The following is a 24336-nucleotide window of genomic DNA, read 5'->3' on the forward strand; positions in this document are numbered from 1 at the left end:
TACCAGGCACTGCGCGGATTCCCCGCACCCGGGGTTAGCCTGCAGGGATGAGCGACACGATCACCCGCGAGCAGTTCACGCCCGAAGCCGGCGGCGTCACGATGTTCACCACCACGTGGTGCGGCTACTGCGCCCGGCTGAAGAACCAGATGTCGAAGGCCGGGGTCCCCTTCACCGAGGTCGACATCGAGCAGACCCCCGGTACCGCGGAACTCGTCGCCGAGGTCAACGGCGGCAACCAGACGGTGCCGACGCTGGTGTTCCCCGACGGGACGACGGCGACGAACCCGTCCCTGGCCGAGGTGCAGTCCCGCATCTGAGCGGCGGCGCTTCGCAAAACACCGGTGTTCACGCTCCGAACACGCGCATGACGCGGTTCAGAGTGCGAACACCGGTGTTCTGCTGTCCGGACGCGCCTGCGCTAGCCGCCGAGCGCCTCGGTCAGCAGCGCGGCCATCGCGTCGAGCTGGATGTCGCCGGAGTCGACGACCGCTTCGTCCGAGCCGTCGAGCGCACGGGCGGCCAGGGACGCCTTCGAGTCGATGAGCTCGGCGATCTTGGTGTCGATCGTCTGCGCGGCGATGATGCGCCACGCGGTGACGGGCTCTTCCTGCCCGATGCGGTGCACACGGTCGATCGCCTGGGTCTGCTCGGCGCTCGTCCACGACAGCTCGGCGAGCACGACGTTCGACGACACCTGCAGGTTCAGGCCGACGCCGGCCGCGGTCAGCGAGCAGACGATGACGGCGACGTCGGGGTCGTTCACGAACGAGTCGATCTCGGCCGTGCGCTGCGTCGGGGTCTGGTCGCCGCGGATCGTGGCGGTGCGCAGCCCACGACGGGCGAACACCTCTTCCGCCTGGTCCATCACGTCGAGGTGCTTCGCGAAGAACACGACCTTGCCGACGTTCGAGGCGAGCTGCGCGGCGTAGTCGGCCGCGAGCTGGGCCTTGGCCCGGCCGATGCGGCGGACCATCGAGAACACGTTCTCGCCGGTCGACGAGGCGTCCTGGTCCTCGAGCTCCCAGCGCGCGACCTGGCGGACCAGCTTGTGGTCGATGCCGACGACCGGGTCCTGCCCGGTGCGGGCGTCGAGCGCCTGGTGGTACCGGCGGACGAGCTTCGCGGTGAGCTCGCGCTCGGCGTCGCGGATGGAGCGGCCCTCGTCGCCGTCGAGCTCGACGGGGATGTCGGCGATCCGGCGTGCGGGGATGTCCGCGGCGACGTCGACCTTGCGGCGTCGGACGATGCCCTGGTCGATGACGGCACGGCGGGCCTCGACGAAGAACCCGGGGTCGGCCGGGGTCAGGCCGATCTCCTCGAGCTCGTTCATGAGCTTGGCGCGCGGCTTCTTGTCGTCGATCCATCCGAGGTACTCCCAGATGGTGCGGAAGTCCTCGACCGAGTTGATGAGCGGGGTACCGGTCAGCGCCATGAGCAGCGGGGTGGCGGTGCGCTGCCGGATGCGCTCGGCGATCTGCAGCACGAACCGGGCGCGCTGCGAGTCCTTGTTCTTGATGAAGTGCGCCTCGTCGACGACCATCCCCTTGAACCCGAAGTTGCCGAGCCACCCGGCGTGCCGGTCGAGGATCTCGTAGTTCACGATGACGATGTCGGCGAACCCGTCGAGGTCGTTGCCGTCCCCGTGGATCACCGTGGCGCGACGGTTCGGCACCCAGCGCTCGGCCTCACGTGCCCAGTTCGTCTTGACGACGTTCGGCACGACGACGAGCAGCGGGAACGCGTTCGCGGCGTCGGCGGCGAGCAGCGACTGCGCGGTCTTGCCGAGGCCGGGCTCGTCGGCGAGCAGGAAGGTACGGTGCCCCTGCGCTGCGGCGGTGATGAGCTCCGCCTGGTGCTTCATGAGCGTGGTGCCCGAGCGCGAGTGCAGCGTCGGGGGCTCCGGCAGCGGCATCGTCGCCGCTCCCCCGCCCGCGCCGTACTCGAACGACTTGAACAGCGGTCCGAACAGTTCCCAGTTCGCCAGGCGGCGCGGGTGCGCGACGGGCTGGTCGGCGAGGGCGAAGTCCGGCGGCATGAACGGGTTCGCGAGCTGGCGCTGGACGACGGACTGCGGCACGACGGCACGCACCGGGGTCTCGACCACCGCGGCGGGCTCGGACGCGATGACGAGGTCCTCCGGCTGGAGCTCGACGCCACCGGCGATCATCATGTCGCGCTTGACCGCGCGCGTCGCCTCGGGCACCTGCACCTCTTCGGCGAGGAGCTGGATGACGCTGGTGTCCCGCGCCGCCGTCTTCGCCAGGATCGTGGCCACGCCGTCGAGCCGCTTCAGCTGTTCGGCGCGCTGCGCGTCGGTGAGCTCCGTGTCGGCCTTCACCCGCGCGCGCTCTTCGCGCATCAGCAGGGCGACCGCCTGGAACTTCGTCCGGTTCGACGCCTTGAGTGGTCCGCGCTGCGCCGCGGCCTCGACCTCGCGCACAGCGCGGGCGAGGACGGGGATGACGCCGTCGTTGTCCAGCGGCCTGGTGCGACGTGACGCGGTCCGCGTCCCGCCGGCAGCACGCCGGGTGCCTGATCGAGCCAACGCTCCTCCTGTTCCGCCCACACGTCGGGGCGATCCGCCCGTGGGGCGGGAAGTCCTGCACCGGGGCCTGGCGCGGCTCCGGTTCGGCCGCGGGCCACCGTGGCCCACCGCATCGCCGGTCCCCGCATCGGGACGTCCGGTGGACTCCCGCGAGCCGTTCCACACGAGCACCTGCCGGGAGCAGGTTCGGACGGTCCGCGCCGGGATCCGGCGTCGTCACACGCACGTGGTGCCCCCTCGGGGCACTCACGGCCCGGTCCCCGCGTCGATCAAGTGATCGACGGCTGCGTCCGGAATCGACGCGGCACGCGGGAACACGGTGCGTGCGCGCTCAGTTTACTCCCGGACCGCCGACGGAGGCGACCGCCGCGTTGCCCGCGCGCGTCGCGACGGCGGACGGGAGGCCCGTTGCGGGCCCGACCCGCGCCTCCCGTCCGTCCTGCAGTCGCGTCCATACCGCCGAAGCGACGGGGCTGCGAGCCGTCAGGCCTGCGGTGCGGACCGCGGGCGGGTCGACGCGCCGGTCGGGAGGCTCGGGGCCGCGTCCGCCAGGGCGGCCTGCGTCGCTGCGAGGAGCTGCTGGGCGGTCTGGATCCCGTTGGCGGAACCGGTGGTCGCCTGGCCGCCGGCGTGGGCGAGCAGCTGCGCGCCGATGGCGGGCCCGATGCGGTCGGTCTCGCGCGGGTTGCGCGCGACCCAGTCGCGGGCGATCGCGTCGGCGAGGCGCTCGGCGGCGGCGCCGCGCTCCGCGTCGCCTCGGGACCGGTGCCACAGCCCGGTCACCACGAGGTGGGCGACGACGGCTCCGACGTCACGGACCGGGAACCCCCAGCCCGCGGTGTCGATGTCGAGCAGGCCCGAGATGCGCCACGGCTCGTCCTCGTCGACGAACACCTGCTCCAGGTGCAGGTCGCCGTGCACGACCTGCTTGGTCGAGCTCGACCAACCGATGGAACGGCGGCCGATGGCGTCGTACAGGCGGTCGATCTCCTCGGCGTCGCGCGGCAGGGCGGCGATGAGCGTGCGACGGTGCCAGTCGGCATGGTCCATCGCGTCCGCACGGGCCTGCTGGGTCATCGGCACGGTGGCGACGCGGCCGCTCAACGCCGCGAGCGACGCCACGAAGCGCGGGTCGTCGGCGATGTCGAGGATGCGGCTGCCGGCCGGCACGCCGCGGATGCGCTCAAGCACGAGCAGGCCGTCACCACGACTGGACAGCACGCGCGGCACCGGCAGGCCGGCCGCGACGAACTGCTCGTGCGACTGCACGATCGGCGCGACCCGGTGCGGACGGACGATCTTCAGGAACAGGGTGCGCTCGGGGGCGTCGACGCGCACCACCGCACGTTTGCCGGGCCGGTACGCGGCGACGGTGAGCACCGGGTCGGTGACGGGCATGCCGAGGGTGGTCAGCAGCTCGGCGACGGCGTCGCGGTAGGTGACCTGCGGCAGCACCGGCAGGCCTGGATCGTTCGGGTACGCCCAGACCGACACCGGTTCGCCCGTCGCCGGGTCCGTGACGATGGCGCTGTTCTGGTCGTGGGTGCCGCCGGTGTCGACGTAGGTCAGGACCGTGGCGCGTTGGCCGTTGCGGTCCAGTGTGTCGACCTCGTAGCCGTACAGGTAGCCGTTGCCCGACGGTTCGACGGAGTGCGCCCGCGCGGCCACCACGGAGGTCCCGGAGCCGGCGAAGGCCTGCGGGATGACGCGCTCATGGTTGGGCCACACGACATCAGTCAACCGCGTCGCACGGGTTTCGTCGCGTTCGTGCACGGCTCGGCGCGCGGCCGGTGGCTACCGTGGTCGGTGTGAACCCGGTCGCGCGTCTCCGCAGCTCCAGTCGCACGCCGTTCCTGCAGGTCGTGAAGACCGCCGTCGCGGTGGTGGCCGCCGTGCTCCTCTGCCGTCTGGTGATCCAGGGGCCGTTCCCCACCTTCGCGGCCATCGCGGCCCTGCTCGTGGTGCAGCCGAGCATCAACCAGTCGTTCGTGAAGGGGCTCGAGCGGAGCGCGGGCGTCGTCATCGGCGTCGTGCTGGCCACCGGGTTCCACCTGCTGCTCGGCGACGGCGTGTTCGTGGTGCTGCTCGTCATCGTGCTCGCGATCCTGATCGCGTGGGCGCTCCGGCTCACCCCGACGTCGGCCACCCAGGTGGGGATCAGCGGGATGCTCGTGCTCACCGCCGGGGTCGTGACGCCGAACTACTCCGCCGACCGGATCCTCGAGACCGTGATCGGTGCGATCGTCGCCCTGGTCGTGAACGCGCTCATCGTGCCGCCCGTCCTGCTCGAGCCGGCGCACCTCGCCGTCGCCCGGCTCGCCCGCGACACCGCGGTGGCGTTCGAGCGGATCGCGATCGGCCTGACCGAGGGGTGGGACCGCGCACGCTGGGACGAGGCCCTCGTCGCGGCCCGGGCCCTCCGGCAGCAGCACGCCAAGGCCGAGGCGTCCCTGGGGGCGGCCCGCGAGTCCCTGACGATGAACCCGCGCAGCGGCCGGCACCGGACGATCCTCGACCGCGACGTGGTGGTCACCGACCACCTGCGCATCCTGGTGACCCGGGTCACCGGCATGACCCGGGCGATCCGCGACAACACCGCCCCGGACCTGCGGGACGATCCGGTGGTGCACGGCATCGCGACCGAGGTGGCGCGGATCGGGGCGGACGTGCGGGCGCTCAGTGCGCGGGTCGAGTCGACGCGGCTCGACCCGGCACCCGGGGCCGGTGGGGCGGACGCTGCTGCGCTCGGACCGGACGCCGAGCCGTGGGCGGAGGCCTCGGAGCCGGCACTCACCGCGCCGCTCGAGGTGGTGCGTCCGAACTCCCGGCACTGGGTGCTCATCGGGGCGCTGCTCGAGGACATCCGACGGGTGCGCGGGGAACTGCTCGGCGAGGACGACTAGGCGCGTCGCGTTTGCGCGGTGCCGGGTCTACTCAGCGTGCCGCGCAGACGTTGTGCCGGGTCCACCTCAGCGTGCCGCGCAGGCCGCCTCCGACGCCGTCCGCACCACGTCGGACCAGATCACCTCGGTCGGCACGACGTCGGTCGCACCGGGGACCCCGGTGTCGGCGTACCGGTTGATCTCGGCGACGACGGCCTCGATGCCGACCTCGCGTGCGGCACGGCTCGCCACGTCCGGCACCGCCGTCCGCAGCTCTGCGACCACGCGGTCGCGCGGTACGTCCTCCAGCTGTGCGAGCGTGCCGATCCCCTTCCACGCGGCGTCCAGTTCGGCGCGCAGGCGCACGATTGCCGGATGGTCGATCGAGTCGTTCATGATCCCCCAGTGCGGGCGGCGCATCGGGTCGCGCTGTCCGCTGCCGGAGCCTAGCAACGAAGCAAGCGACGCTCACGTCCCTAGAACGTGGGACAGACCGTTCCGCCCTGTCCTGTGACGAGATTCAGCGAGTTCGGCCTGAGAACGGCCCTCGGCGACGGTTCGATGCCACGATGGGTCCGAGGAGGTCCACTATGCGGCTGTTGGTGGTCGAGGACGACGACGAGATGCGGGCCCTGATGGAGCGCGGACTCGCGGCCGAGGGGTACCGCGTGACGGCGGTCGAGAACGGTGTCGAGGCGCTCATCGCGCTCGGCGAGCAGGCGTTCGACCTTGCGGTCGTGGACGTGATGATGCCCGGCATGTCCGGCTTCGAGCTCGCCCGGCGGATCCGTGAGCGCGAGGACCCCGTGCGGATCCTGCTCGTGACGGCGCGCGACGCCGTGGACGACCGTGTGTTCGGGCTCGACGCCGGTGCGGACGACTACCTCACCAAGCCCTTCGCCTTCGCCGAGCTCACCGCTCGGCTGCGTGCGCTCGGCCGTCGTGAGTCCGCCGGGGCTCCCCGCACGATCGAGGTCGGCGACGTCTCCATCGACTCCGAGGCACGCCGCATCTCGATCAAGGGCCAGCGCGTCGCCGTGAGCCCCACGGAGTTCGCCCTGCTCCGCCTGCTCGCCCGGTCCGCCGGCAGTGTCGTCGACCGCCCGAAGATCCTCGAAGAGGTCTGGGACGGTTCGCAGCACGTCGACCCGAACGTGGTCGAGCAGTACATCTCGTACCTCCGCAAGAAGCTCACCGCGCACGAGGCCACCGTCGCCATCGCCACGGTCCGCGGTCGCGGGTACCGCCTGGATCTGCTCGGGGCGTGAGCGGGGCCGACGACGCCCCACGATCGGACCACCGACGCGGTGGTCCGATCCGGCCGCTGCGTCTGCTGTCGCTGCGTGCCCGGATCACGATCGGTTCGACGGCGATCGCGGCGATCGTGATCCTGCTGCTCGTCCTGGTGATGCGGTTCCAGGTGGTGAGCGTCGTCGCGAGTGCGACCCGCACGCTGCTCGACGCCGATGCCGACCCCTACGTCGCCACGCTCGAGGTCGACAGCGACCCCGACCTGTCGTCACCGGGCAACGCGCAGCTCGTCGCCGTCGTGTCCCCGTCCGGCGAGATCGTGCTCTCGACGATGCCGGACCGCGTCGAGCAGGCGCTCGGCAGTCTGCGGTCCACCCCTGCCGGCACCTCGATCATCACGGCATCCGGCTCGGAGTACCGCGTCGTCGTGGAGCACCCCGTCAACGAGGCCGGCCGGTGGACGGTCGTCGCCGCCCGTAACTCGCAGGCCGAGGCCATCGTCGTCGACGACCTCACGACGACCCTGTCGTTGACCGGCCTGGCGATCCTGCTCGCCTTCGGCGTGGCGTCCTGGGTGCTCGCGACCACCGCGTTGCGTCCGGTGAACCGGATGCGCCGCGAGGCCGAACGGCTCTCCGTCGCCCCGGAGCGCGCCGAACTGCCGGTGGGCCCCGCCCGGGACGAGCTGGCATCCCTGGCGACGACGCTCAACGCCTTCCTGGCCCGGACCCGGCAGGCGACCGAGCGTGAACGCCAGATGGTGTCGGACGCCAGCCACGAGCTCCGGACGCCCCTGGCCATCCTGACGACCCAGCTCGACCTCGCCTCGCTCGACGGCAACGACGCCGCCGCCCTCGCCGCCCACATCGAACGGGCCAAGCACAGCGTCGCGCGGTTGTCCCGGCTCGCCAACGACCTGCTCGCACTGTCGCGGATCGAGGAGTCTGAGCAACGTGAACAGGACGGCGACCGACGGCCGGAGACCGCCTGGTCGGACCTCGGCGATGAGGTGATGGCAGCGGTCGACCGCGTCCGGCTCATCGCGTCGGCGAAGGACGTCACCGTCGACTTCGACCTGGAGCCGCCGGTCGCCGTCGGCGGGTCCGGCCCGGGCATCGGCGGCGGCACCGTGGAACCGCGCTACCGGATCGACACGGGTGGGATGGCCCAGCTCGTCACGAACATCGCGGGCAACGCCGTGGCCGCACTCCCCCGCGGTGGCGGCATCTTCGTGTCCTGGCGGAGCACCGGCGGCCAGGGCGTGCTGCAGATCACCGACGACGGCCCCGGTGTACCCGAGTCGTTCATCCCCGTGGCCTTCGACCGGTTCACGCGTCCGGACGAGGCACGGACGTCCCGCCCGAACCCCGACCCCTCCACGGGCGCCGGCGCCCTGCCGGGCGGCTCCGGTCTGGGACTCGCGATCGTCCGCGCGGTGGCGGAACGCGCCGGGGGCACGGCGTCGCTCCGCAACGTGCCTGCCGGTGGGCTCGAGGTCACGATCACCCTGCCCGAGGTGCGCTGAGCACGACCGCTCACCCGAGCAGGACCGCTCACCCGAGCACGACCGATCACCCGAGCACGACCGATCACCGGCGCAGGACCGCTCACTGGAAGTCGCGCGACCGGGTGCGGACGGACAGCGACAGGTGCTCGATGCGGTCCGCCACCAGGTTGACCACGCCGTCGGGTGACCGCTCGAGGATGCCCCGGACGATCACCGCCGGGGACTCCCGTGCCACCCGACGGTAGCGTCCCCACACCCCGACGCTGCAGATGACGTTGACCAGCCCGGTCTCGTCCTCGACGTTCAGGAACGTGATGCCGGACGCGGTCGCCGGACGCTGCCGGTGCGTCACGATCCCGCCGACCTCGACCCGTCGTCCGGTCTCGGCGGTCGCGGTGTCCTGCACGCTGAGCACCCGGCGGGCTGCGAGCCGGTCGCGCACGTGCCGGACGGGGTGGTCGTCGGTCGTCATGCCCGTCGACCACATGTCCGCGATGAGCACGTCCCCGCTTGTCATCTGACCGAACAGCGGCGGCTGCACGAACACCTGCGTGTCCGGCAGCTGGTCCGGACGCTCGGCCGCAGCCTGCGCAGCCGACCACATCGCACCGCGGCGGTCGATGTCGAACGGGGCGAAGGCGTCGGCGGCAGCGAGGGCCTCGAGCTGCGGCGTCGTGAGTCCGACCCGGCGGGCCAGGTCCGACATGTCGCGGAAGGGGCCGTTGGTGTCCCGCTCGGCGACGATCTTCTCGGCGCTCTTCCGGCTGAGCGACGCGACCTCGGCGAGCCCGAGCCGCACGGCGAAGGCACCGTCGCGACGGTGGCTCGCTGTGTCGTCGGGGAGCGCCTTGTCGAACGGCAGTACCGGGGGCTGCTCGGCGGCCAGGCAGGCGTCGGCACCGACCGGGGCGTCCCCGTCCGGCAGCGGTTCGAGCGTGGCGTCCACCCCGGACCGCAGGATGTCCGGTCGCAGCACGCGGACACCGTGCCGCCGGGCGTCGGCGACCAGGGTCTGCGGTGAGTAGAACCCCATCGGCTGCGCCCGGAGCAGCGCTGCCAGGAACGCCCCCGGGTAGTGCAGCCGCATCCACGCGCTCGCGTAGACGATGAGGGCGAAGCTGATCGAGTGGCTCTCCGCGAAGCCGAAGTTCGCGAAGGCCTGGATCTTCGCGTAGATCGCGTCGGCGTCGGCGCCGTGGATGCCGTTGTCCGCCATCCCCGCGTAGAGCTTGTCCCGCAGCCGGTCGATCTTCTCGTGTCCGCGCTTCGACCCCATCGCCCGCCGCAGCAGGTCGGCGTCGTCCCCGGAGCAGTTGCCGACCGCGATCGCCATCTGCATGAGTTGTTCCTGGAACAGCGGGACCCCGAGGGTGCGTTCGAGCACGGGTTCGAGCGCCGGGTGCATGTAGGTGATCGGTTCCTCGCCGGTGCGCCGTCGGATGTACGGGTGCACTGCGCCGCCCTGGATCGGCCCGGGGCGGACGAGTGCGACCTCGATCACCAGGTCGTAGAACCGCCGTGGGAGCAGTCGGGGCAGGGTGCCCATCTGCGCGCGGGACTCCACCTGGAACACCCCGATCGTGTCCGCGCGGCAGAGCTGGTCGTAGACACCCTGTTCCTCCTTCGGGATGGAGTGCATCTCCCAGCGCTCACCGCAGTGCTCTGCCGCCAGGTCGAACGAGTACTGCAACGCGGCGAGCATGCCGAGCCCGAGCATGTCGAACTTCACGAGTCCCATGTAGGCGCAGTCGTCCTTGTCCCACTGGAGCACGGTGCGGCCGTCCATCCGGGCGTGTTCGATCGGCACGACCTCGCCCACCGGGCGGTCGGTCAGCACCATGCCGCCGGAGTGGATGCCGAGGTGCCGCGGGAACCCGAGGACGTCGCTCGCGAGTCCGACGACCGCCGGTGGGATGTCGTGGTCCTGGCTCTCGGTCACCGAACCCCACCGTTCGACCTGCTTCGACCAGGCGTCCTGCTGTCCGGGGCTGTGGCCGAGCGCCTTCGCCATGTCGCGCACCGCGCCCTTGGGCCGGTAGGTGATCACGTTCGCGACCTGGGCGGCGTTGTGCCGGCCGTACTTGGCGTAGACGTACTGGATCACCTCTTCGCGGCGGTCCGAGTCGAAGTCGACGTCGATGTCGGGCTCCTCGTCGCGCATCGCCGACAGGAACCGCTCGAACGGCAGCCCGTAGCGGATCGAGTCCACCGCGGTGATCTCGAGCAGGTAGCAGACCGCCGAGTTCGCCGCCGAACCCCGCCCCTGACAGAGGATGCCCCGGCCGCGGGCGTACTGCACCATGTCGCGCACGATCAGGAAGTACCCGGGGAAGTTCTTCTCCTCGATCACGGACAGCTCGCGTTCGATGCGCTCCCGCTTGCGGGGCTCGACGCCGTCGGCGCTGCCCGGGTAGAACCGCCGGGCACCGGTCCAGGTGAGCTCGCGCAGCCACGACATCGCGGTGTGTCCGTCCGGGACGTCGAGGTCGGGCAGCCCGGGCTTGACCGTCTTCAGCCGGAACCCGAGTTCGTCGGCGAGCTCCACGGTCCGTTCGACCGCGCCGGGGTAGCGCCCGAACCGTCTGGCCATCTCGGCGCCGGAGCGCAGGTGGGCGGTGTCGGCTGCGGGCAGCCAGCCGTCGATCTCGTCGAGGCTGCGGCGAGCACGGACCGCCGCGAGCGCGGTGGCCACCGGGAACCGGTCCGGGGTGGCGTAGTGCACGTTGCCGGTGGCGACCAGGGGCAGTGCGTGCTTCGTGGCCAGGGCGGCCAGGGCGTCGTTGCGGGCGCTGTCGAGGGGGTCGCCGTGGTCGAGCAGCTCCACCACGACGTTGCGGCTGCCGAACCGGTCGAGCAGCACCCGGAGCGCGGTGTCGGCGGCGGATTCCCCACCCTGCTCGAGGGCCTGCCGCACGGTGCCCTTCCGGCACCCGGTCAGGACACGCCAGTGGCCGTCCGCGCGTGCGGCGAGGTCGTCGAGGTCGTACTGCGGGCTGCCCTTCTCGGATCCGGCGGCCAGGTGCGCGCTCGTGACCGCGCCGGCCAAGCGGTGGTAGCCGTCCTGCCCGTCGGCGAGCAGGAGCAGGTGCGAGCCCTCGGGGTCGGGCACACCGTTCTGCGGTTCGGTCAGCCCCAGGGACAGCTCGGTGCCGAAGACGGTGCCCACCTGCGGGTAGGACTCGGCGACCTCGGCCATCCGGGCTGCCCCGTAGAAGCCGTCGTGGTCGGTGAGCGCGAGGGCGTGCAGCCGGAGCCGGGCGGCTTCTTCGAACAGGTGCTCGGGCTGACTGGCGCCGTCGAGGAAGCTGAAGGCCGAGTGCGCGTGCAGTTCGGCGTACGGCACGACCGGGCCGCCGTCGGTGTCGATCGGCGACGGGACGTACGGCTCGCGCTTCCGCGACCACGCCGGGCTGTCGCCGCCGTCGCCGTCGTGCGCGGTGCCCGGGCTCCGTTTGTCGGACAGCGCGCGCTCGAACTGCGACCACGGGACGGGTGGGTTGCTGTAGCCCATCAGGACACGCTCCTGTTGGTGGTGGTGGGGGTCGGGGTCACGTCGCGATCGCCTCCGCCCACCAGCGGTGGTCCGCGAGCACCAGGTACCAGGCACGCCCCTCGGCGTCGACGAGCTGCAGCCGGTGCAGGCGTCGGCCGCCGGACTCCCACCACCGGACGACGAGTGGCCACGGACCCGCCCAGGCCGTCACGGCCGAGAAGCCGCCGCCCCGGTCGCCCTCGGCACGGAACCGTTCGGGAGCGCCGGACAGCACGCCGCGCTCGTCGACGTCGACGCTCGCACCACCGGCAGCGACCACGTCGACCGGTCGGGGGCGCTCGAGCACGGTGGCGGGCGGCGGACCGGGGAGCTTGCCGGGCCACGGACGGTCGCGGACGGTCGCCAGGGCGCGCTCACCACCCGCGGGTGCGTCGCCCCACGGCACGAGCACCACGCGCTCGGACAGGGTGCGGCCACCGCCGACGCGCGGACTCACCACACCGTCGTGGCCGACCATGCCCTGGATCCGGGCGAGGCCGTGGTGCACGCGCTCGTCCGGGCCGGAGCCCCACAGCCCGCGCTCGTGGTTCGCCATGTCGTCGACGGCGACCGGCTCGAGCACGACCGAGGTGACCGGTGCCTCGAGCCCGCTGGGGTCCACCCCGCCGGCGAGCTGCCACCGCACCCGGTCGACCACGTCGGCGGCGTCGAACCAGCGCGGGTGTGCCCAGGTCCGTTCGAGCAGGATGTCACGCTCGTCGACGATCCCCACCCGGATGGTCGTCGCCACGAGCCCCGCGGCCCGGAGTCGCTCGGCGAAGTCGTCGGCGGAGCGTCGGAACGCGAACGCGATCTGGTCGGCACGGTCCAGCGGGGGTTCGAACGACGCCTCGACCCGGAGTTCCGGTGGGATCTCCCGCGCCGCGATCTCGCGCGGGTCTCGGCCCGCGGCCAACCGGTGCAGGAACGCTCCGGCCACACCGAAGCGGTCGCGGACCTGCTCGTCGCCGAGTGCCGCGAAGTCGCCGAGCGTGGTGATGCCGAGCCGGTCGAGCACCGTCGCGAGGTCGGGGTCGCCGAGCACGCCGAGCGGCAGGTGCGCGAGGAAGTCCGCCGATCCCCCGACGGGCACGAGCCGCACGCGTTCACCGGGACGCACCGGGCGCGCCCGGGCTGCCTGGTCCGCCGCGAACGGGGTGTCGGCCACCCCGGCCCGCACCGCGGGGGCGCCGTGGTCGGCCGCGATGCCGGCCAGGGTCGCCGCCGCCGCTCGCTCACCGCCGTAGTACCGGGCCGGCCCGCGGGCGCGGAGCGCGAGGGTGCCCGGCCGCAGCACCTCTACCCCGGGGACCGCTGCCTCGACCGCACGGATGACGGGCTCGAACGCGCGGTGGTCGAGGGCGTCGTCGTAGGGCTGCACGAGGAGCTCGGGGCACCGCGCCTGCGCCTCCCGCACGCGGAGTCCCCGCACGACGCCCTGTTCTCGCGCGGACGCCGAACTCGCGAACACGAGCCCCTTCGCGGTCAGGGCGAGGGGCTGCTCCGGCGGGGTCCCACCGGCCCGAGCAGCCGCGATGACCGGCCAGTCCGGGCACCAGAGCACGATGGTCCGGGTCGGGGGTGGTTCGGGCAGTGCTGCCCCACGGGTGATCGCGTCGGTCCGGACGCGCCCCGGGGCGATCACGACGCCACCGCCACGGGCCGCAGCACACGGGTGTCCCCGGAGCCCACCGTCGGCACGGGCGTCGCGGCCCGGACCGCGCCGTCGGCCGCGGGCAGGAGGAGCTCTGCGGTCGCCGGACGCACCGCACCGGCACGCCCGGTCGCGGTCACGGTGGCCCGGCGCTCCGTCAGGTGGCCGTGGCCCTGTCCGATGCCGCTCCACGTCGACGACGTGACCCGCAGCGTGACGTCCGCTCCGGGCCAGGACCCGAGCGCGACGAGCGCCCCACCACGCTGTCGCAGTCGGGCCGAGAGCCGTGCCACGTCGCCCGGCACGACCCGGCCGAGCGGTCGGGTGAGGACGATCTGCGCGACGTCGGCCATCGCCGCCGTCACGGCGAGCCACTGGTCGCCCGGATCGGGGACGAGCACGAGCCGCTCCAGGTCGATCCCCGCGGCTGCGGCGGCTTCGATCCCGAAGGACGGCACCCCGACGACCGCGCACCACGCGCCGGCCGCCGAGGCCGCCTGCAGCATCGTGATCGCGAGCAGCACCGACTCGGGGACGGCGTAGGTGCCACCGACCCGGATCGCGCCGCCGGGCAGCAGGGGTTCGAGCGCCGGGGCGGTGGGGAGCCCGGCGGTGTCGACCCGGGTGGACTCCATGTCGGCCACCCGGGACCGCAGGGACGTGATGCGGTCGAGCGCGGCCCGCGCGTCGCCCAGGTGATCGGACCCGCGACGCACACCGCCACCGGCCGCACCGCTGCCGCCACGTGCAGCACCGCTCCGCCCGCCCCGGTCCGGGGTGGGCGACCGGAGTGCCGCCGCCGTCTGCATGCCCTCATATTCGAACATGTGTTCGATGATGTCAATCGCGTCCGACATCTGTGGACAGTCCGTGTCGAACACGTGTTCGAAACGCGTCAGGTCACCAGCCGACGGCCGCCCCCACTGCACCGAGCACCGACCGCGTCTTCGTCTCGACCTCGTCCGCCTCGTCCGCTGCCACCGAGGACCACGTCACCGCTCCCCCGGCTCCCAGCGTCCGGGAACACACCGCCCCCGACGCGTCGAGCACGGTCACGAGGCTACGGATCGCCACCGACAGGTCGACCGCCCCGCTCGCCGAGAAGTACCCGATCGCGCCGGAGTACACCCCGCGCGGAGCCCCCTCGAGCCGGTCCGCGATCGCCGTGGCGCTGCGCTTCGGCGCACCCGTCATCGACCCCGGTGGGAACGCCGCGTGCACCACGTCGGCCCGTGACGCCCCCGGCGGCAGCACCGCCCCGATCGTCGACACCAGCTGGTGCACGCTGGCGTACGTCTCGACCTCGCACAACCGCTCGACGTGCACCGACCCGGGCACCGCCGTCCGCAGCAGGTCGTTCCGCAGCAGGTCGACGATCATCACGTTCTCGGCGCGGTCCTTCGGGCTCGTCGCCAGGTCGTCCCGCGCAGCCGCGTCCGCCGCCGCGTCGGCGAGTCGCCGTCGGGTGCCCTTGATCGGCTCCGCGAGCACCGCTCCGGCCGCGTCGATCCGCAGGAACCGTTCCGGCGACCGGCTCGCCACGCGCAGCGGGCCGAGCCGCAGGTACGCGCCGAACGGCACGGGGTCCGACGCCCGCATCCGCAGGTACTCGTCCAGGTGCGGGTCCGTACCGGGGCCGCCACGGGCCTCCTGGCCGACCGCGAAGGCGGTGGTGAGGCAGACCTGGAACGCGTTCCCCTCGCGGATCTCCGCACGGCACACGTCGACCGCTTGCTCGTAGGCGGCGCGCGACACGCGTCCGGTCGCCGCGGACACCCCGGCCGGGAGGCCCGTGGCCGCGTCGCCGACGTCGGCCGACGGCATGCGGGCGGTCGCGTCCTCGAGCCACGCACGGTTGTGCGCACTGGCCTCCGGTTCGGCGTCGGCGACGAGCGCCAGCGCCCACGCGTCACCGGTGTGGTCGACGACGAGGGCACGGTCGACGAACCGCAGGTCAGCGTCGGCGTGCCCGTCGGCGGTGCGGTCCGGGCCGTCGGACTCGCGGCCGAGCTCGTACCCGAGGAACCCGACCCACCCGAGCGCGAACCCGCACCCGTCGACCGGCTCGGGCAGACGGGGCGTGCGGCCGAGCAGGTCCGCGAGCACCGCGAAGGCCGGACGGCCCTCGGAACGAACCCGCCCGAACCACCCCTCGGCCGGCGCGGCGACCGTCAGGTGCGCACGGCGGTCCTGGTGTCGGAACCGAGCGGCGAACGGCCCGTCCGTCCAAGCCAGCACGGACCAGCGCGCCCGGGGCCGGGCCGTGGCGGGGGCACCGTCCGGCAGCCCGGAGTCGAGCCACACCAGGTCCCCCGAGACCCGCGCCGCCAGGGCCGCCAGGTCGGGGACGGGGTCGAGTCGGCGGACCTCGACGCGGACGCCGGGGTCGGGGTCGGGGTCGGTCAGACCGCGGCGATCGTCCATGCGGCGGCGTGCGAGGCACCGGGGGCGAGCACCACGAGGCCGCGGTCCTCGCCGTCGTTGAAGGCGTCGGGCGCGCACGTCATCGGCTCGACGGCGAGACCCGCGCGGTGGTACTCGGGCACGACGTGGTCAGCGGTGTGCACCTGGGCCCATCCGCACTCCGGCCCGAAGGTCGCACGGACCCCGTGACCGTCCGCCGCCGTGACGGCGATCGTGGCGAGTCCGCCGGCGTCGCGGTCGAACCCGGTGAAGGCGTGGTCGATGAACCGGTCGCCGATCAGCGTGGGCGTGCGCAGGTCGAACTCGTCGTGGACGGGGACCAGGTCGGTCGGGATGAGCCGGTCCGGCGTCACCTCGAGCACCTGGGCGGCGGGGAGCGTCAGGGTCCAGTCGTCGACGGTGCCGGCACCCGCCACGAGGTACGGGTGCGGGCCGGTGCCCCACGGCGCGGCCTGGGCCCCGGTGTTCGTCCCGGTGATCGTCGTGTGCAGCCCCTCGGCGTCGAGCCGGTACTCCACGGTGACCTCGACGCGGTACGGGTAGCCTTCCTGCGCCTGCACGGTCGTGACGAGCACGACCCGGTCGTCCGCCTGCTCCTGCACCCGGAAGTCGGTCCACGCGACGAGTCCGTGCAGGGCGTGGTGCCGTGCCGGCTCGGTGAGGGCCAGCTCGTGGTCGACGCCGCCGAAGGAGTACTCGCCGTCGACGATCCGGTTCGGCCACGGAGCCAGGACGGCGCCGCGGAAGACCGGACGGACCTGGTCGGCGTCGAACGGCACGACCAGGTCACGACCCTCGTGCCGCAGGGTCCGCAGCGTCGCTCCGACCGTGGCGATGTCGGCCGTGTAGCCGGCGGAGGCGATCGTCAGTGGGGACCCGGACAGCGGCGCGTCGTTGCTCATGCGCTCAGCGTATCGGGCCACCGGGTGGCGATCGGCGCACGAGAAAACCCCCGCCGTTCCGAGGAACGACGGGGGTTTCGGGTGGATCTGAGGGGACTCGAACCCCTGACCCCCTGCATGCCATGCAGGTGCGCTACCAGCTGCGCCACAGACCCAGATCGTGTTGCTTCTGCACCAACCGGTTCCCCGGAGGCACCATAGAAGCGTACACCATGCGAACGCCGGGCAACGAAATCGAAGCCGCCACCCGGGCGCGTCGCTGATCAGGCGGTGTGGTCCACCGGGAGCTCGAGCGGGATGGTCGGGCAGTCGGCCCAGAGACGCTCGAGCGAGTAGTACTGGCGGTCTTCGTCGTGGAAGACGTGCACGATGACGTCACCGAAATCGATGAGGACCCAGCGGCCCTCGGCACGGCCTTCGCGGCGGAGCGTCTTGGCACCGAGCTCGAGGAGGCGCTCCTCGACGGCATCGGCGATGGACTGCACGTTGCGCTCGTTCCGACCGGTTGCGAGCAGGAACACGTCCGTGAGCTGCAGCGGCCCGGTCACGTCGAGAGCGACGAGGTCCTCGGCCTGCTTGGCGTCAGCCGCGAGTGCTGCGGCCTGCGCGAGTTCCAGTGCGCGAGTGGAGGCGGTCACGGATTCCTTCCGGTCGTCGAACCGACGGACAGCCGGTTCGCTTGATGGGTCACGATCATAAGCCACCCCGCCGACAGCGGCCAGGCCGGGGTCGGCGGGGTGGTGGAGAACGGTCGTCGGGGACGGCAGCGGTCAGCCGCCGAACGCATGGGTGGTGACGAGGGCGACGACGATGACCGCCGCTGCGGCGATGCCGACCGAGCCGAGCGCGACACCGAGGATGAGCGGCGTTCGCGACTCCTTCGGCTTGGCGGCGGCGAGCACGACCTGACGGGTCGAGGTGTGACTGGACACCGCACGGCTCGCCCGCACCGGACTGGCGTCGGTCTCGGGCTGCTCGTCCTGCTGCTCGAGCAGGCGGTCGACCTCGGCCCCGTCGATCGGACGGTGCGACCCGGTCGACGACAGCGACGCCGGCAGGTCGATCGATCCGGTGAGGATCACCTCGCCCGTCGCGTTGAGGGCACCCGTCGGGTCGGCCAGGGCCGAGTTCGGCAGGATGATCGCGTTGGTGTTCGTCACGGCGACGCGGCGGGTGCCGGTCTCGGCATCGTGCACCTCGGAGTCGTTCGAGTCGTGCGCCTGCTGCGACCAGTGGCCGGCGGGCGGCGCGAAGGCCGTGGTCACCGGCTTCGGCTCGGTGGGCCGCTGGAACGCGGCGGGGGCCTTCGGGGCCTCGGTCACGGCGCCGGGCAGCGGGACCTCGTTCGTGTCGTCGTCCTCGGCGTCGAGCGAGAGCGGGAACACCGCGGGGGTCCCTGCTGCGGCGTTCGTCGGGATCGGGACGGGCGTGACGGCGGGCCGCGACCCGGGCGCGGTGTCGGCCGACCCGGCCGGAGCGTCGGCGGGCGTCTCGTCGGCCTGGGCATCGTCGGTCGCGTCGTCCGCCGGGGCGTCGAGGACCGACGCCTCGGGTGCGGTGGCGTCCGGGTCGGTGGCGTCCGAGTCGGTGGCGTCCAATTCGGTGCCGTCCGAGTGGGTGCCGTCCGAGTGGGTGCCGTCCGAGTCGGAGTCGACGGGCGGCGACCACGTCGAGCGGTGGCGGCGGGGCTCCTCGGCATGCGCAGCGGCCTCGTCGAGGGCCTCGATCGCGTCCGGGGACCCGTCGGCCTCGGTGGCTTGCGCGACCGCGGCCTGGTCGAGGACCGTCGGCGCAGCGGACTGCTCGTCGCGCTCGGCCTCGGCATCCGGAATGCTCTGCTGCGCCGCGGCGGGGTCGATCGTGTCGACCGAGCCGATGACGTCCTCGACGGTGCGGTCGGAGGACTGCGGCGTGGGGTTCTGCAGCGGGACCGGCAGGACCGCCTGGCGCTCGGCGGCGCGGAGCTGCCGGATCTGCCGACGGGTGAGTCCACCGCTGCCGGGGACGATCTCGGTCGCGGACGCCGGCGGGAACGGCGGCACACCGGCCGCGGGCGCCGACACCGGGACGGACGGCGCGGAGCCCGGGGCATCCTGCGCCGAACCCGGCGTGGACGACTGGGCAGGGCCGCCTGGTGCGGGGGCGACGTGCGACCCGGGGCGACGACGGGACTCGGGGGTCTCGGCCGCGGGCGTGGCGACGGTCGGGGGCGGCGTCGCGGGCTGCGAACCGGCCGCGGCGGCACGCTCCCGCTCGCGCGCCTGGCGCCGCGACAGGGGCGGCTGCGCGTCGGACGAACTCATGCAACGCTCCGATACAGATGGTGCTTGGAGATGTACTGGACGACACCGTCGGGAACCAAGTACCAGACGGGGGAACCCCGTCGAACCCGGTCACGGCAATCCGTCGACGATATGGCCAGTGCAGGGACCTCGAGCAAGCTTACGTCCCGCTCGGGCAATCCGGTGATGCTCAAGGCGTGTCCCGGACGCGTCACGGCGACGAAGTGTGCCAGGTCCCAGAGTCCATCATGGTCTTTCCAGTCGACGATCTGCTGAACGGCGTCTGCGCCCGAGATGAAGACGAGCTGGGCATCCGGTCGTTGTTCGTGCAGGTCCTGCAGCGTGTCGACGGTGTACGTCGGCCCCGGACGGTCGATGTCCACGCGGCTGACGGTGAACATCGGGTTCGACGCGGTGGCGATGACGGTCATCAGGTACCGGTGCTCGGCGTCGGTGACGTCGGACTTCATGTACGGCTGCCCGGTGGGGACGAAGACGACCTCGTCGAGGTCGAACGCCCGCGCCACCTCGGACGCCGCGACCAGGTGCCCGTGGTGGATGGGGTCGAACGTGCCACCCATCACGCCGATGCGTGGCCGTCCGGTGGTCTCGAGCATCGAGTGGTCGGTCAGATCTTGGTGTGACCGAACTCGTCGACACCCGACTCGTTGTGGCGGGTGGCCTCGAACTTCTGGGAGTGACGGTACGCCACGTCGCGGAAGCTCCAGGTCACGAAGCCGAGGAAGATGAAGAAGAGGGCGCCGACCATGGGGAACACGAACGCGGGCGCCCCGGAGGCGTGCTCAGCAGCTTCTGCGAGGAGGGTCATCGTTCGTGCTCCGTTCGGTCGGGGAAAGACGCCGTTCAGTCTAGCCGCGGATCTGCCCGGAGCCGCGCACGATCCACTTCGTGCTCGTGAGCTCCGGCAGCCCCATCGGACCGCGCGCGTGCAGCTTCTGCGTCGAGATGCCGACCTCGGCCCCGAAGCCGAACGCACCGCCGTCGGTGAACCGGGTCGAGGCGTTCACCATCACCACCGCCGAGTCGACGCTCGCCAGGAACCGCTCGGCGGTGTCGACGTCGTTCGTGACGATCGACTCCGTGTGGTGCGTGGACCACCGGGCGATGTGCGCCATCGCCGCGTCGACGTCGGGCACGACGCGGATCGACAAGTCGAGGTCCATCGACTCGGTCGCCCAGTCGGCGTCGGTGGCTCGGAGCACCCCGGGCACGATCGCCCGGGTGGCGTCGTCGCCGCGCAGCGTGACGCCGGATGCCCGCAGCCGGTCCGCCAGCACCGGCAGGAGTCGCTCGGCCGCCGCCTCGTGCACCAGCAGGGTCTCGAGGGCGTTGCACACGCTCGGTCGCTGCACCTTGCTGTTCAGCACGATGTCGACCGCACGCTGCTCCGGCGCGGACGCGTCGAGGAACACGTGCACGACGCCCGCGCCGGTCTCGATGACGGGCACCTGCGACTCGGTGACGACTGTCTGGATGAGCGCGGCGCTCCCCCGTGGGATCAGCACGTCGACCAGCCCGCGGGCACGCATGAGCTCGGTGGCGCCGGCGCGGCCGAACTCGTCGATGGTCTGCACCAGGTCGCGGGGCAGTCCGACCGACTCGACCGCGTCCTGGATCCGGGCGACGAGCACGGCGTTCGTGTGCTGGGCCGCCGATCCACCGCGGAGCACGACGGCGTTGCCCGACTTGAGTGCGAGCGAAGCGATGTCGACGGTGACGTTCGGGCGTGCCTCGTAGATGGCCCCGACGACACCGAACGGCACACGCACCTGGGTGAGCTGGAGCCCGTTCGGCAGCTGCGACCCGCGCACGTGCTCCCCCACGGGGTCGGTGAGCCCGACGACGTGCTCGACCGCGGCAGCCAGGGTCTCGATCCGGACCGGGTCGAGCCGCAGCCGGTCGAGCAGCCCCGACGACAGGCCGCCGTCCTCACCCGCGACGAGGTCGTCGTGGTTGGCGGCGACGATCTCGTCCGTCGCTGCACGCACCGCCGAGGCGATCGCCGCGAGGGCCGCGTCCTTGACCGCGGTCGTGGCGGTCGCGAGCGCCGACGAGGCGGCGCGTGCCGCCACGAGCTTGTCGGTCAGGGTCGGGGCGGGCGCGATCGACGACATGGACCGATTGTAGGTCCGCCACCCGGGTCGTGACGGGCGTGCCGGATGCTCGCCGCGCCTCCAGGCCCGGTCCGCCGTTCCGGTCGGTCACGACACGTCGTCCCCCGTTCGCCGAGCGGTCGCAGACCGTCGCCCAGCGGCGACCGCAACGACGGTTCCCGACCACGCGCCGGTGACCCGACGGGGAGTCGTGACCGCCCGGAGGCCCGCCACCGGTCCCGACACCCGCACCGGCCCTCCAGGCGGTCGCGTCCACCCCGTCGACTGCCTGGACCCGCCGGTCACGACACGTCGCGTCACGCCCGCCGAGCGGTCGCAGACCGTCGCTCCGCGACGCCCGCGCCGACGGTCCCCGACCAGTCAGCGCCGTCCCGACGGGGAGCCGTGACCGCCTGGAGGCCCGCCACCGGTCCCGGGACCCGCACCGGGCCTCCAGGCGGTCGCGTCCACCCCGCCGACCGGTCACGACACGTCGTCCCCCGCCCTCCGAGTGGTCACAGAACGTCGCCCAGCGGCGACCGAAGCGACGATTCCCGACCACGCACCGGTGACCCGACAGAGAGTCGTGACCGCCTGGAGGCCCGCCACCGGTCCCGACACCCGCACCGGCCCTCCAGGCGGTCGCGTCCACCCCGTCGACTGCCTGCACCCGCCGGTCACGACACGTCGCATCACGCCCGCCGAGCGGTCGCAGACCGTCGCTCCGCGACGCCCGCGCCGACGGTCCCCGACCAGTCGACGACGTCACAACGGGGAGTCGTGACCAGTCCCTGCCAGTCGCGCGGACCGGCCCGCCCTCAGCGGCGCGGCGCGGCGTGGAACCAGGTGCCGACGTGTTCGCCCGCCAGGGCGCGGTCCACCAGCGCCGTGTCGGTCACGAGTACCGCGGTGCCCGCCTCGGCCGCGAGTCGCGCGGCGGCGACCTTGGTCCCCGCTCCCCCGGTACCGACGCCGGCCGTGCCGATCGACCCGAAGGTGACCCCGGCCAGCTCGTCGCCGAACGGCACCTCGTCGATGCGGGTCGCACCGGGCTGCTCCGGGGGTGCCGTGTAGAGCGCCTCGACGTCGGAGAGCAGCACCAGGGCATCGGCACCGAGCAGCCGAGCCACCAGGGCCGCGAGCCGGTCGTTGTCGCCGAAGCGGATCTCGTGGGTGGCGACGGTGTCGTTCTCGTTCACGATCGGCAGCACTCGCAGCGCGAGCAACCGGTCGATGGCGCGCTGGGCGTTCACCCGGTGCGTGGGGTTCTGCAGGTCGCCCGCCGTGAGCAGGATCTGCGCCGCGACGACACCGTGCCGGTCGAGTTCCTTCTGGTACCGGAACATCAGGACGTTCTGCCCGGTGGCCGCCGCCGCCTGCTGCGTGGCCAGGTCGTCCGGCCGCCCCTGGAGCCCGAGGAACGGGAACCCGGTCGCGATCGCACCGGACGACACGAGCACCACCTCGGTGCCCCGCCCGTAGGCCGCCGCCAGGGCGTCCACCAGCGGGCCGATCTGCCCGGCGGCGTCACCGCTGACCGACGACGAGCCGACCTTGACCACGATCCGCCGCGCACGCGGGATGTCCTCGCGCCGGGTGACGGGTCCGAGGTCGGTGCGGGCGGTCGTGTCGGTCATGCCGCGGTCAGTCCTTCTGGTCGCTGGTCTCGACCTGGTCGCCGTCGAACTGGTCGCCGGTGCCGAGCTGGTCACTGGTCACGACGTCGTCGTCCACCCAGAGCCCGGAGACGCGCTCCTGCTCGAGCTCGGCACGGGCGGCGGCCTTGGCGTCCATCCGCTCGAAGTACTCCTCGCGCCGCTCGTTGCGGGTCGGACGCGAGGTCGCACCGATGCGGGCGTCGGTGCCACGGGCACTCGTGATGAGCTCCGCGGTCGACGTGAGCGTGGGCTCCCAGTCGAACACCATGCCGCCGTCGCCACCGATGACGACGGTCGACCCGGCGACGGCTCCGGCCTTGAACAGACCGTCCTCGACGCCGAGCTTCGCGAGCCGGTCGGCCAGGTAGCCGATCGCCTCTTCGTTGGTGAAGTCGGTCTGCTGGACCCAGCGCTCCGGCTTGGCGCCGCGGACGCGGTAGAAGCGGTGCTCCTCGCCGCCCTCGGCGCGCACGGTGAAGGGCTTCTCGTTGACCGAGCGGGGGCGCAGGACGATGCGCTCCGGCACCGGCTCGGCCGCACGGGTGGCGCGGGCCTGCTCGACCACGTCCGCCAGGGCGAACGTCAGCTCGCGGAGGCCCTTGCGGGACGCCGTGGAGATCGGGAAGACGCGGTAGCCGCGGCCCTCGAGCTCGGCGGTGACGAACTCGGCGAGCTCCTGCGCCTCGGGCACGTCGATCTTGTTCAGGGCGATGAGCTGCGGGCGCTCGAGCAGCGGCACCTGGCCCTCGGGGACCGGGTAGCGCTCGAGTTCGCCGAGGATGACGTCGAGGTCGCTGATCGGGTCGCGGCCCGGGTCGAGCGTGGCGCAGTCGATCACGTGGAGCAGTGCCTCGCACCGCTCGACGTGCCGCAGGAACTCCAGGCCGAGGCCCTTGCCCTCGGACGCGCCCTCGATCAGACCGGGGACGTCGGCGACGGTGAAGCGGGTGTCGCCGGACTCGACGACGCCCAGGTTCGGGGTGAGGGTGGTGAACGGGTAGTCCGCGATCTTCGGCTTGGCGGCCGAGACCGCCGCGATCAGCGAGGACTTGCCGGCGCTCGGGAACCCGACGAGGGCGACGTCGGCGATGGTCTTCAGCTCGAGGCTGATGTCCCCCGCCCAGCCCTCGGTGCCGAGCAGCGCGAAGCCGGGGGCCTTGCGCTTGGTGGTGGAGAGCGCCGCGTTGCCGAGGCCACCCTGCCCACCGGGGGCCACGACGACGCGCATGCCGGGCTCGGTGAGGTCGGCGATCACTTCGCCGGATTCGTCGTACACCACGGTGCCGACGGGCATCGGGAGCTCGAGGACCTCGCCGCTGACACCGCTGCGGTGGTCGCCCATGCCGGGCTGGCCGTTCTTCGACGAGCGGTGCGGGGAACGGTGGTAGCCGAGCAGCGTCGTCACCTGCGGGTCAGCCACGAGCACGATGTCGCCGCCGTCACCGCCGTTGCCGCCGTCGGGCCCGGCCAGGGGCTTGAACTTCTCACGGCGGACCGACACGCAGCCGTTGCCGCCGTGCCCCGCGCTGAGGTGCAGGGTCACGCGGTCGACGAAGGTCGCCATGGGTCCACTCCAGGTGTT

19 protein-coding genes and 1 tRNA gene are annotated in these 24336 nt (G+C 72.7%); 4 read left to right on the forward strand and 16 right to left on the reverse strand.

Annotation, left to right across the window (positions count from 1 at the left end; genetic code table 11):
- Window positions 1-47 precede the first annotated feature (47 nt).
- On the forward strand, window positions 48-320 hold the full coding sequence (locus ASF75_RS10910) for a mycoredoxin (protein ID WP_027464730.1): 273 nt from the start codon (window positions 48-50) through the stop codon (window positions 318-320).
- 101 nt (window positions 321-421) lie between these two features.
- Here ASF75_RS10910 and ASF75_RS10915 read toward each other — a convergent pair whose 3' ends face one another.
- A complete protein-coding gene (locus tag ASF75_RS10915) occupies window positions 422-2548 on the reverse strand; it encodes a DEAD/DEAH box helicase (protein ID WP_042538474.1) in 2127 nt (708 codons plus the stop codon).
- Window positions 2549-3031: 483 nt separating this feature from the next.
- Window positions 3032-4276: a phosphotransferase enzyme family protein gene (locus ASF75_RS10920; RefSeq protein WP_017885959.1), complete on the reverse strand. Its 1245-nt coding sequence runs from the start codon at window positions 4274-4276 to the stop codon at window positions 3032-3034.
- Between the two features lie 80 nt (window positions 4277-4356).
- Here ASF75_RS10920 and ASF75_RS10925 point away from each other — a divergent pair, with 80 nt between their 5' ends.
- Window positions 4357-5451 carry an FUSC family protein gene (locus ASF75_RS10925; protein ID WP_082509710.1) on the forward strand — a complete coding sequence of 365 codons (1095 nt, stop codon included), beginning with the start codon at window positions 4357-4359 and terminating at the stop codon, window positions 5449-5451.
- Window positions 5452-5517: 66 nt separating this feature from the next.
- On the opposite strand, the gene ASF75_RS10930 is transcribed toward ASF75_RS10925, so the two are convergent.
- On the reverse strand, window positions 5518-5826 hold the full coding sequence (locus tag ASF75_RS10930; protein ID WP_017885961.1) for a hypothetical protein: 309 nt from the start codon (window positions 5824-5826) through the stop codon (window positions 5518-5520).
- A gap of 194 nt (window positions 5827-6020) precedes the next feature.
- On the opposite strand from ASF75_RS10930, the gene ASF75_RS10935 reads away from it, so the two are divergent.
- A complete protein-coding gene (locus tag ASF75_RS10935) occupies window positions 6021-6698 on the forward strand; it encodes a response regulator transcription factor (RefSeq protein ID WP_017885962.1) in 678 nt (225 codons plus the stop codon).
- Window positions 6695-8206, forward strand: a complete 1512-nt coding sequence (locus ASF75_RS10940) for a sensor histidine kinase (protein WP_017885963.1) — start codon at window positions 6695-6697, stop codon at window positions 8204-8206. The genes ASF75_RS10935 and ASF75_RS10940 overlap by 4 nt, the downstream gene beginning before the upstream one ends.
- An 82-nt stretch (window positions 8207-8288) precedes the next feature.
- On the opposite strand, the gene ASF75_RS10945 is transcribed toward ASF75_RS10940, so the two are convergent.
- The 13 genes from ASF75_RS10945 to obgE all read right to left on the reverse strand — a co-directional run bounded on the left by ASF75_RS10945 (window position 8289) and on the right by obgE (window position 24318).
- Complete coding sequence (locus ASF75_RS10945) at window positions 8289-11699, reverse strand: error-prone DNA polymerase (protein ID WP_042538478.1); 3411 nt, start codon at window positions 11697-11699, stop codon at window positions 8289-8291.
- 37 nt (window positions 11700-11736) lie between these two features.
- Window positions 11737-13365, reverse strand: coding sequence for a DNA polymerase Y family protein (locus tag ASF75_RS10950; protein WP_082509671.1), 1629 nt, complete (start codon window positions 13363-13365; stop codon window positions 11737-11739).
- Window positions 13362-14231 carry a hypothetical protein gene (locus ASF75_RS10955; RefSeq protein ID WP_235517631.1) on the reverse strand — a complete coding sequence of 290 codons (870 nt, stop codon included), beginning with the start codon at window positions 14229-14231 and terminating at the stop codon, window positions 13362-13364. The genes ASF75_RS10950 and ASF75_RS10955 overlap by 4 nt, the downstream gene beginning before the upstream one ends.
- A 43-nt stretch (window positions 14232-14274) precedes the next feature.
- Window positions 14275-15798 (reverse strand): anthranilate synthase component I family protein, encoded by a 1524-nt coding sequence (locus ASF75_RS10960; protein ID WP_056071338.1) that lies wholly within the window; start codon window positions 15796-15798, stop codon window positions 14275-14277.
- Window positions 15777-16700, reverse strand: a complete 924-nt coding sequence (locus ASF75_RS10965) for an aldose 1-epimerase family protein (protein ID WP_056071341.1) — start codon at window positions 16698-16700, stop codon at window positions 15777-15779. Before ASF75_RS10965 ends, ASF75_RS10960 begins: the two co-directional genes overlap by 22 nt.
- A gap of 82 nt (window positions 16701-16782) precedes the next feature.
- Window positions 16783-16855, reverse strand: a tRNA-Ala gene (locus ASF75_RS10970).
- Between the two features lie 108 nt (window positions 16856-16963).
- The gene (gene rsfS, locus ASF75_RS10975; RefSeq protein ID WP_017885969.1) at window positions 16964-17338 is read right to left on the reverse strand and encodes a ribosome silencing factor; all 375 of its coding nucleotides are present in this window, start codon (window positions 17336-17338) and stop codon (window positions 16964-16966) included.
- A 132-nt stretch (window positions 17339-17470) separates the two neighbouring features.
- A complete protein-coding gene (locus tag ASF75_RS10980; protein WP_056071345.1) occupies window positions 17471-19003 on the reverse strand; it encodes a hypothetical protein in 1533 nt (510 codons plus the stop codon).
- The gene (nadD, locus tag ASF75_RS10985; protein ID WP_082046874.1) at window positions 19000-19599 is read right to left on the reverse strand and encodes a nicotinate-nucleotide adenylyltransferase; all 600 of its coding nucleotides are present in this window, start codon (window positions 19597-19599) and stop codon (window positions 19000-19002) included. The genes ASF75_RS10980 and nadD overlap by 4 nt, the downstream gene beginning before the upstream one ends.
- An 11-nt stretch (window positions 19600-19610) precedes the next feature.
- A complete protein-coding gene (locus tag ASF75_RS10990) occupies window positions 19611-19811 on the reverse strand; it encodes a hypothetical protein (RefSeq protein ID WP_017885971.1) in 201 nt (66 codons plus the stop codon).
- Between the two features lie 40 nt (window positions 19812-19851).
- Complete coding sequence (locus ASF75_RS10995; RefSeq protein ID WP_056071348.1) at window positions 19852-21117, reverse strand: glutamate-5-semialdehyde dehydrogenase; 1266 nt, start codon at window positions 21115-21117, stop codon at window positions 19852-19854.
- A gap of 797 nt (window positions 21118-21914) precedes the next feature.
- Window positions 21915-22733 carry a glutamate 5-kinase gene (gene proB / locus ASF75_RS11000; protein WP_056071350.1) on the reverse strand — a complete coding sequence of 273 codons (819 nt, stop codon included), beginning with the start codon at window positions 22731-22733 and terminating at the stop codon, window positions 21915-21917.
- Between the two features lie 7 nt (window positions 22734-22740).
- Window positions 22741-24318 (reverse strand): GTPase ObgE, encoded by a 1578-nt coding sequence (gene obgE / locus ASF75_RS11005; RefSeq protein ID WP_056071353.1) that lies wholly within the window; start codon window positions 24316-24318, stop codon window positions 22741-22743.
- Window positions 24319-24336: the final 18 nt, after the last annotated feature.

This window comes from Curtobacterium sp. Leaf154 (assembly GCF_001424595.1).
In the GTDB taxonomy this organism is placed as follows: domain Bacteria; phylum Actinomycetota; class Actinomycetes; order Actinomycetales; family Microbacteriaceae; genus Curtobacterium; species Curtobacterium poinsettiae.